General features: G+C 39.8%; 9 protein-coding genes. 4 read left to right on the top strand and 5 right to left on the bottom strand.

Translation table 11 applies throughout. From position 1 onward, the window contains the following. Together L655_RS0112150 and L655_RS0112145 are read right to left on the bottom strand one after the other, a co-directional pair. Window positions 1-1266, bottom strand: a 1266-nt coding sequence (locus tag L655_RS0112150; protein ID WP_024605158.1) for an IS4 family transposase, incomplete at its 3' end; no start/stop codon positions are given. A 106-nt stretch (window positions 1267-1372) separates the two neighbouring features. After that, on the bottom strand, window positions 1373-1846 hold the full coding sequence (locus L655_RS0112145) for a Dps family protein (protein WP_024605157.1): 474 nt from the start codon (window positions 1844-1846) through the stop codon (window positions 1373-1375). 335 nt (window positions 1847-2181) lie between these two features. Here L655_RS0112145 and L655_RS0112140 point away from each other — a divergent pair, with 335 nt between their 5' ends. Next, the gene (locus L655_RS0112140; RefSeq protein WP_007579816.1) at window positions 2182-2391 is read left to right on the top strand and encodes a hypothetical protein; all 210 of its coding nucleotides are present in this window, start codon (window positions 2182-2184) and stop codon (window positions 2389-2391) included. Here L655_RS0112140 and L655_RS0112135 read toward each other — a convergent pair. Both L655_RS0112135 and L655_RS0112130 read right to left on the bottom strand, forming a co-directional pair. Then, window positions 2388-2993 carry an alpha/beta fold hydrolase gene (locus L655_RS0112135; protein ID WP_004334986.1) on the bottom strand — a complete coding sequence of 202 codons (606 nt, stop codon included), beginning with the start codon at window positions 2991-2993 and terminating at the stop codon, window positions 2388-2390. The genes L655_RS0112140 and L655_RS0112135 overlap by 4 nt on opposite strands. A 183-nt stretch (window positions 2994-3176) precedes the next feature. Beyond that, entirely contained in the window at window positions 3177-3713 is a 537-nt protein-coding gene (locus L655_RS0112130) for a YaeQ family protein (RefSeq protein WP_024605156.1), read from the bottom strand. Window positions 3714-3804: 91 nt separating this feature from the next. Between L655_RS0112130 and ylqF the strand changes: the two genes are divergently transcribed. The 3 genes from ylqF (at window position 3805) to fusA (ending at window position 8253) form a co-directional block, all read left to right on the top strand. After that, complete coding sequence (ylqF, locus tag L655_RS0112125; protein ID WP_007377881.1) at window positions 3805-4749, top strand: ribosome biogenesis GTPase YlqF; 945 nt, start codon at window positions 3805-3807, stop codon at window positions 4747-4749. A gap of 487 nt (window positions 4750-5236) precedes the next feature. Beyond that, window positions 5237-5962, top strand: coding sequence for a response regulator (locus tag L655_RS0112120; protein WP_024605155.1), 726 nt, complete (start codon window positions 5237-5239; stop codon window positions 5960-5962). Between the two features lie 206 nt (window positions 5963-6168). Then, the gene (gene fusA / locus L655_RS0112115) at window positions 6169-8253 is read left to right on the top strand and encodes an elongation factor G (RefSeq protein ID WP_024605154.1); all 2085 of its coding nucleotides are present in this window, start codon (window positions 6169-6171) and stop codon (window positions 8251-8253) included. 442 nt (window positions 8254-8695) lie between these two features. On the opposite strand, the gene L655_RS0112110 is transcribed toward fusA, so the two are convergent. Continuing rightward, window positions 8696-9484 (bottom strand): IS66 family transposase (locus L655_RS0112110; protein ID WP_024604753.1); only part of this gene is annotated, 789 nt, incomplete at its 5' end.

The raw sequence follows: 9484 nt of genomic DNA, 5'->3' as shown, positions 1-9484 counted from the left end.
TCGCGGATAAGCTTTTCGCTTTCTTTTCTCCGGTAATATTAGCCGTTTACCGTTTTCACGTAGTTCTTTTAGCTTTTTAGGGATTGTCCCGGGGCTTCGACCTGAGCACCATAAAAACTCGTCTTGTATCAGGTATAATGCGTTTATGAAACTGATGCGTAATGGCTCCACTTTATGGGCTTTAGCCATCTCTGCCATTTCAAGTCTCACGATATTGTATGACGTCAGAATACCCCAGAGCTCTTGATAAATACCTTCCTGTTTCAAGCTCCGTAGCGCTGGCTTATTAGATAATTGATATTGCTTGAGCTCACCATATCCTCGCTCTATTTCCCATCGTTGCCAATAAACATCGAGTAGCGCTTTCAGCGGGTACTTTTCTGGACAGGCGCATGAGGTGATGAACCCTTTTATTTCACCTTTAGGTGTCGGAATTTGAATAAGCCTTGCTTGCCATGTATCACCTAGGTAAGGGGCTGATTTTTTAGCTTGTGGCGAAATAGGCATTGTTATTAAGTGGTCGTAATCGCTAAATGATTCCGTTATTTCATAGCGCATTTTACTTTTGATGGGCGTAAGCCAATGATGATTTTCGCTAACACCTTGCCAGCTCGTGAATAGTTCAGCCGAAAAGAAACCTTTATCAAATAGAGTTAGTGAATGTTCAGGTGCTGAGCCAACAAGCTGTTGAGCATAATGAATTTCACTTTGAGTAATGGGGCCAAACGCTGCATCGGATATTAAATGCGTTCTTGTCGACATCAAGGTTACAGCAAGTACTGAGGGGAAGTTCGTTGTCGATTGAGCATAGCCAAAATGACGGTTACTCGGCGTATCTTGGGTTTTAAATTGTGTACCGTCAACGCTTAGCAGCTTTAAACCACACACGTCATCAAAAGTTTGCGACTGCTCCCACTGCGTTGCTGTATGTTTAAAAAGGTGTTTCATAGGCGCTGCGCCTAGCTTTTCTTTCCCTTTTATAATGCTGCTAGTCGCCAATGGTGGAAGTTCTCCTTTAGCGTCAGGAAAAGCGAGCTCTAGTTTGTCACAGACTTCAGATATTGAGCGGTTTCTTAATAAACCAATCCCTAATACAAGCCAAGCAGCTTGCTCGGCGGGGAAACGTCGTTTACGCACAGAGGCTCTCCCTGTTTGAGTAACGGCTGCTTCAATCCACTCAAGGGGAATATGCTTAGTAAACGAATCAATATCACGATCTTGGCTAAACTCAGTAGTAAGGTGTAATTCTTTAATAAATTCAGACATAAAAATAGGCCACAACTTTTGTTGTAGCCTATTATGAAGTCTCTGAAAGATCGTTCAATTAACTTAAACGATCCGCATTACTCTATTGAGGGCTTTTTCTACTCGCTTAATCTAAGTAAGCTTTTAACATCCAAACCAATTTTTCTTGCTCTGAGATGTAATCGCTCATTAGTGAGGCTGTGCCTTCATCTTCTGCATCGCTAGCTTGGTTTAAAATATCGCGCTGCATGTGGATTAATGTGCTGTAACCAGCTAAAAGGTTTTCTACAGCTGTTACACCATCACTAATACCTTTAGCTTCTTTAATTTTACTTACTTCAAGGTAATCAGAAAATGCATGTAGTGGTGCGCCATCTAACGTTAAAATACGTTCTGCAACTTCATCTACCTTCAAAAGTAGTAAGTTATAAATTTCTTCAAACTTAACATGTAGTTCAAAAAAGTTACGGCCTTTAATATTCCAGTGAAAACCACGCGCATTCATGTACTGAATTTGGTAGCTGCTTAATAGCGTATTGAGTGATTTTACAATGTCATCACTTTTAGCACTGTTTAGACCTATTGCGTTTACCTGTGACATAACTTGCTCCTTGAATAACCGTTGATTTGTGAACTTTTGATAAGTATTACTAATTTTTATAAATTAGTAAAATCGTTTAAATGCATCTAGCTAATAGTTTTAACCTATTAGCTGTTTTTGATACCTGTATTCACTTTAGACTATTAATAGAAATGGGACTGATTAATAAAAATACTACCCCTCAAAAGTAAATAAAACTCAAAAGTATATAAAGCATGATCTAAAACAAACTTTATTCAAGGTAATAACTTAGCTATTTTTTTATTGATGTAGGTCAAAAATCATCCACCCTAACGGCGCATAATAATGTTGTCGAAATAATTAGGAGAGATAACATGCATGCAAAAACAGCGAAACAAAATAAAGCAGAGTTAATCGTGGTAGGAATTGCAGTCATCGCATTTGTGCTTGGGCTAGTAGCGCACTTAGCAGGAGCAAGCTTTGCGAACTCAGATTTTTTTGGTTACATTGCGGCGCCCATTCCGCTGATACTGGCAGTGGTATTTTTAATTAGTTATAAAATAGCAGCCAATGCTGAGGATTAATCTTTCTCGTTTAAGCACTTTAAAATGTAATCGAGTACTTGGCGCGAGTAAATCATACTGGTATGGCTTAAATGAAACACTTTGTGTTCGGCCATACCTTTAAGTTTGGTTTCATCTAGTAATACGGTGCCATCTGACTGGCTACCTTTGACTATTAAAGGCATAAGCCCAATAGGTAAATCGCCTGCGATACTATAAAGCTTAGCTTTAAAAGGCCAATTACCATTTTTAGTAAGCAAAAACTCAACACTATTTTTTAAAAATGATTCAAACCCTTTTTGCTTCATTTTTTGCGCTATATGGCTGCCTTTATGTGGAGTACCCAGTGTAATTACCTTCGTAATATTCTGGCTAGCAGGAGAGTTTGCCTCTAGGTAAGCACGTGCAATAAGCCCTCCCATTGAGTGGCATACAAGCGCTGCAGGTTCGTTAGAAATACACTCATCAATTTGTGCAAATATGGTATCGCGGTGAGGGTCGAGCGTATTGTAGGTAATGTTTAATACCGTCATACCCGACTCTTCAAGTCGTGAACAAAGTGGGCGCATAACAAAGCCAGACATATACAAGCCATGTAAAACAATAACGTGTTTAACTTTCATATGCTCCCTAATACCAATTTTATTAAAAACATGATCATCCTAGCGTATTAAATAATCCGCTACCTGCGTTAAAAATTATTTATATAAAACAGCTATATATCATAATTTTCGCCTTGTTATCGACTTATTTATTTGTCGCTATAATACATAACTAATTTAATGCAATTGGTATAACTACCGTAATTACATTAACTTTAGCGGTTTTATTTCAATATTGGTTTTATCGGTATTTACCCATACTTCACCATCTTGAATGGTAATGGCGAGCTTAATTCCACGATCAACCAAAGCAGCAAGTGCTTGTGTTGCTGCGTAATCAAGGCTAAAAATACTTAGATTTTTAAATTCATACAATTTAGGTTGATGTTTTTGCCACCAAATTGCTTGATTGTTTTCACCATAAGTATACAGCACCACTTTTTTAGATTTATTACAGGCTTTTTTAAGGCGTTTCTCATCTGGTAAGCCAAGTTCAACCCATAGTTCTATTTCTTCACTATAGCTTACATGCCAAAGTTCAGGCTCATCATCAGCACTTAACCCTTTAGTAAATTCTAAACCATCACAGCTATTTAGCGCAAAAGCGAGTAAGCGAATCATCAACCTTTGGTCGGTTTCTGATGGGTGTTGAGCCAAGGTTAAATTAAAATCTTGATAAACGTGGCGGTCCATATCGCTAAGCGATAACTGCACTTTCATAATGGTGGGTTTAAGAGCCATAACAACTAATCTGAAAAAATTTGCGCCAGTATAGCGCAATTCAATGAATTGCCAGTTAAAATAGCGGTTAATTATACGTTAGGAGTTAAAAATGGCTATCCAGTGGTTCCCTGGGCACATGAATAAAGCCCGCAATGAAATTAAAGAAATAATGCCACAAATGGATGTGATCATTGAAGTGCTTGATGCGCGCATTCCCTACAGTAGTGAAAACCCGATGGTGGCAACCTTGCGTGAAGGTAAGCCGGTCATCAAAATTTTGAACAAAGCTGATTTAGCTGATCCTAAAATGACTCAAATCTGGAAAGATTATTTTGAGCAAGAAAACGGTGTTAAAGCGATTTCTTTTGGGCATGATAAAGCAGCTGAAGTACACCGTATTAATGAGCTTTGTAAAAAGCTAGTGCCACATAAAGTGGGTGCAGATAAGCAAATTAAAGCCATGATCATGGGTATTCCTAACGTGGGTAAATCTACGTTAATTAATGTATTGGCTGGGCGTATAGTTGCAAAAACAGGTAATGAGCCTGCTGTTACTAAAGCGCAACAACGCATTAAGCTTGAAGACGGTATTATGCTTTACGATACGCCAGGTATGTTGTGGCCAAAAGTAGAAAACGAAAACTCAGGTTATCGCTTAGGCGCCACCGGTGCCATTCGTGATACAGCACTTGAGTATGAAGAAGTAGCAAGTTACACAGCTGAGTACCTATTGCGTGCATACCCTGAGTTATTAAAAGGGCGTTATAAAATAGATGAATTACCAGAAAGTGATTGGGAATTTGTTGAAATGGCGGGGAAAAAACGCGGCTGTATTCGTGGTGGCAATCAAATAGACACATACAAAATGTCTGAAATACTAATCAACGAATTACGCGACGGTATTATTGGCCGTATTACTATGGAAACCCCGCAAATGCGTGAGGAAGAAGAAGTAATGGTTGCTGGTTTACGCGCTGCAGCAGAAGCTAAAAAGGCAGCTAAAGAAGAAGAGAAAAAACAACGCCGAGCACGCGCACGTAAAAACCGTCGTTAATTGATTTAGTTTAATTTAACCAACTAAATTACAGACATAAAAAAAGCCCGTAAGGGCTTTTTTAGTTTCATATCTACCGTCACCGATATGAGCAATGTAGCAAGTAAAATAGTAGGGCGGTTACTCATCATCAACATCAAGGGGCGTTGCGGTTCATAACAAGTAACCATAGCTGTTTACGTGCGCCACACGTTGTTTCAGGGTCGAGAAACAAATCAATTCATTCCTTAACAAGTGGTATGCAATCCGTCTTGTTGATATTGATTATCAGTTAGATCTAACTGCCTGTCAACACCTAAATGCAAATAATTCTTATTATTGATAAGTTTGTTTTTTATTCATATATAAATCGGCTAGTGAGTACTAAAGTACATGCTTAATTTCATAAAAATTTAGACTCATGCGGCGGTACGTTAAAAATTGGTGAGTCAGACCTACTTGGTGCAAGACTAAGTGTTTATATTCCAAAATAATAAGAGCATTAAACATGACTTATTCAGTAGTAATAATTGAAGACGAAGTAGAGGTAGCACAGCTTTTAGCGCAGTACTTGTTATTACCAAATGGTATTGCAGGCAATCAAACGCCAAAGCAAAGTTTAAGGCAAGCACAGTATCAGATAGTGGGCATTGCAGGTAATTTAAGCACGGCAACAGCTTTGCTGCATGCAATTGAACCTGATTTAATTTTACTCGATATACACCTGCCTGATGGTAATGGCTTAGATTTGTTAACGGATTTACGACGACGAACAATTAAAAGTGAAGTTATGCTGCTCACGGCTGCAAAAGAGGTTGAAACCCTTGAAAAAGCAATGCAGTTAGGCGCATGCGACTTTTTAGTTAAGCCATTAATGTTAAACCGACTAGATCAAGCACTTGCACGTTTTGAATCACGTCAGCAATGTTTTTCTGATGCAAGTGAAGTAACGCAGTCAATGGTTGATACGTTATTTGGCTCAAAGCAGCAAACCAACACGTCTGTTCGTTTACCAAAAGGGGTCGACCAACTTACCCTGCAAAAAATACATGATGCTTTTGTAGAGCACGCAACCACTGCATTTGCTGCTCAGCAAATGGGCGATTTGGTCGGTGTTAGTCGCTCTACAGCACGTCGTTACTTAGAGTATTTGCTTGAATCAGGTAAGTTAACAGCGGATCAAAGTTACGGCAGTATTGGCCGCCCTGAACGTTGCTATAAAATAGCGAAGTAACTTGGTGTATCTGAAACTTAAGTATTAAACGCTATTAATTTCAATGTCTTGCGATTTTTTTGTTATGTTTGATATTTAATAGATTCTGACGATAAAAAAAATATGTTGAATTGATTGCATTTTAAGCGGCTTGTATGGTGATGTTCGCATTAAGTGATGTTATACTCCTGCCGAATAATTTATCGACTTTATTAAGAGTAAAATTAATGGCAGATTTATCGAAGTACAGAAACATTGGTATTTTCGCGCACGTTGATGCGGGTAAAACCACAACTACTGAGCGTATCCTAAAGCTTACAGGTACTATCCACAAAAGCGGTGAGACACATGATGGTGAATCGACTACCGATTTCATGGAGCAAGAAGCTGAGCGCGGTATTACTATCCAGTCTGCGGCAGTAAGCTGTTTCTGGAAAGATCACCGTTTTAACGTTATCGATACTCCTGGACACGTTGACTTCACCGTTGAAGTTTACCGTTCACTTAAAGTATTAGATGGCGGTGTGGGTGTATTCTGTGGTTCTGGTGGTGTTGAGCCACAATCAGAAACTAACTGGCGCTACGCGAATGAGTCAGGTGTTGCACGTATCATCTTCGTAAACAAATTAGACCGTATGGGTGCTGATTTTTACCGTGTAACAGCGCAAGTACAAAAAGTACTTGGTGCTACTCCACTTATCATGACTTTACCAATCGGTATTGAAGACGAATTCATAGGTGTTGTTGATGTTTTAAACAAAAAAGCATATGTTTGGGATGAGACAGGTCTTCCAGAAAACTACACTATTGAAGACGTTCCTGCAGACATGGTAGAGAAAACTGATGAATACCATGAAATGCTTATCGAAACTGCTGTAGAGCAAGACGATGACCTAATGGAAGCGTACATGGAAGGTGAAGTACCTTCTATCGAAGATATCAAGCGTTGTATCCGTAAAGGTACTCGTGACCTTGCTTTCTTCCCTACTTACTGTGGTTCTGCGTTCAAAAACAAAGGTATGCAATTAATTCTTGATGCTGTTGTTGACTACTTACCTGCTCCAACAGAAGTTGATCCTCAACCTCTTATGGATGAAGAAGGTAACGAAAATGGCGAATTCGCAATCGTATCTGCTGACGAACCTTTCAAGGCGCTAGCATTTAAGATAATGGATGACCGTTTTGGTGCATTAACTTTCGTACGTATCTACTCAGGTAAGCTTAATAAGGGTGACACTATCCTTAATGCGTTTACTGGTAAAACTGAGCGTGTTGGCCGTATGGTTGAGATGCAAGCAGATGAGCGTAAAGAGCTTACTTCAGCACAAGCTGGTGACATCATTGCTATCGTAGGCATGAAAAATGTGCAAACTGGTCACACTCTATGTGATCCTAAGCACCCAGTAACACTTGAGCCAATGGTATTCCCAACTCCAGTAATCTCGATTGCTGTACAGCCTAAAGATAAAGGCGGTAATGAGAAAATGGGTGTTGCTATCGGTAAGATGGTTGCAGAAGATCCATCTTTCCAAGTTGAGACTGATGAAGATTCAGGCGAAACTATCCTTAAAGGTATGGGTGAGCTTCACTTAGATATCAAAGTTGATATCCTTAAGCGTACTTACGGTGTAGACCTTATCGTTGGTCAACCACAGGTTGCTTACCGTGAAACTATCACTCGTGAAATCGAAGATAGCTACACGCATAAGAAACAATCTGGTGGTTCTGGTCAGTTCGGTAAAATCGACTACCGCATCAAGCCAGGCGAAGTTGCTTCAGGCTTCACGTTTAAATCATCAGTTGTTGGTGGTAACGTACCTAAAGAATTCTGGCCTGCAGTTGAGAAAGGCTTTAAGTCAATGATGGGCGAAGGTGTTCTAGCTGGCTTCCCAGTATTAGACGTTGAAGTTGAACTTTTTGACGGTGGTTTCCATGCCGTGGATTCATCTGCAATCGCGTTCGAAATCGCTGCTAAAGGTGCTTTCCGCCAATCGATCCCTAAAGCGGGCGCACAACTTCTTGAGCCAATCATGAAAGTTGACGTGTTCACTCCAGAAGATCACGTTGGTGATGTAATCGGTGACCTTAACCGTCGTCGTGGTATGCTAAGCGACCAAGAAGCTGGTTTAACTGGCGTTCGCATTAAAGCTGACGTTCCGTTATCAGAAATGTTCGGTTACATTGGTTCACTACGTACAATGACATCTGGTCGTGGTCAGTTCTCTATGGAGTTCTCACACTACGCACCATGTCCACAAAACGTAGCTGACACAGTAATCGCTGCAGAAAAAGAGAAAAAAGCTGCTAAGTAATTAGCTCCTTAACTCTTTAAAAAAACCCGCACATGTTGCGGGTTTTTTATTACCTATAATTTGGTTTTATTTTTTATAGTTTTTTATAGCTGCTCCTTATTACTGATTAGTCCTATATTTTTAATTAATGAAAAGGTACTAGAGAAATTTATTTATATTGTTACAAAGCAGGGATTTGCTATACACGTCTATGCACAGAGCGTTATATCAATAGTGAGGAAATTACTGTTGTATCATTTAGCTCGTTTTTTCTTTTCACTATTTTTAAGTAGAACTGGAGAATGGTAAGGTTTTTCATTTTTATAACTGGCAACTTGATGATGAAACGCAATCAGCTATTTCTAAAATGTACTGTAATAAGTTAGCTAAAAAAGTAGAAAATATTAGCGGCAAATGTAGCGCATGATTTTTTAATTTAGAGTGAGCGTCTAGCGAACTACACCTATGTTTTAAAATTCCAGGGTAACAAGCTGTCGATATCGGGCTCAGGCTGGCACAGTTCATCAAGGCAAGCACAGATGTAATTAAATGGGATTAGACCATTTATCTTGGCGGTTTCCACAATGCTGTAAAGGGTGGCACTAGCATGGGCACCGTTAGCCGTTTGGCTAAATAACCAATTCTTTCGGCCTATCACAAACGGTTTTACCGCGCGTTCTGCTCTATTATTATCGATGCTAAGTCGGCCATCATCAACATAGCGTATGAGCTTGTGCCATTGATTTGCCAGGTAATTAGCTGCCTCTATCAGTTTGCTGTTCCCCACTAAATTTGGCTGATCCTGCTCAAGCCATATTTTTAGCTTGCTAAGAATAGGCAGGCTAACCTCTTGTCTTGCCGTATATTTGTCATCCACACTTTTATCTTTGATGCGTGACTCAACGCCGTACAGTTTTTGGATAAGGCTCAATACCACATCCGCTTTGCCGGTTTTGTTTTTACCTTGTAGCTTTTTCGCGTCGATAAATTTACGACGAGCATGCGCCCAGCAGCCAATTAAGGTTGCCTCTGTTCTGGCATAGGCTTGATAGCCATCCACGTGCAAGTACCCTTGATATCCATCAAGATAATTGACCACGCAGGCGGCCGCGCGACTATTGTGGAAGTCGTAAAGTACGATATTAGGGATGGGATTATTCGGGTCTGGTGAATCTCGACCCGAGCAATACACCCACATGTAACTGTTTACTTTGTCCGATTTCACCACCTTTAATGGCGTTTCATCGGCAAA

Origin of the sequence: Pseudoalteromonas sp. TAE79, assembly GCF_000498015.1 — a bacterium.
Classification (GTDB): Bacteria; Pseudomonadota; Gammaproteobacteria; order Enterobacterales; family Alteromonadaceae; genus Pseudoalteromonas.
The sequence above is the reverse complement of the archived record's forward strand: the minus strand, read 5'-3'. Positions and strand labels throughout refer to the sequence as shown.